Raw genomic sequence first — 212 nt, 5'->3', positions numbered from 1 at the left:
ACGAGGCGGGGGATGATCCTTCGGGAGAGCGGGCCGTGGTGCAGGTCGTGCTCAACCGCGCGCGCCATCCCGCCTTTGCCGGCCCCGGCGGCATGGCCAGCGTGTGCGGCGTGGTGTTCCAGGGATCGCAGCGCCAGACCGGTTGCCAGTTTTCCTTCACCTGCGATGGCAGCCTGGCGCGCCGCCATCCCGGTCTTGCCGCCTGGGCGCGC

The 212-nt window shown here is 72.2% G+C and carries 1 protein-coding gene; it reads left to right on the top strand.

Features of this window, described 5'->3' with window-relative positions; genetic code table 11:
- The coding region (locus H926_RS31470) for a cell wall hydrolase (RefSeq protein WP_148291608.1) at window positions 1–212 on the top strand (212 nt) is incomplete at both ends.

The sequence above is a fragment of the Novosphingobium sp. B-7 genome, assembly GCF_000410615.1.
GTDB lineage: Bacteria > Pseudomonadota > Alphaproteobacteria > Sphingomonadales > Sphingomonadaceae > Novosphingobium > Novosphingobium capsulatum.
The sequence above is the reverse complement of the archived record's forward strand: the minus strand, read 5'-3'. Positions and strand labels throughout refer to the sequence as shown.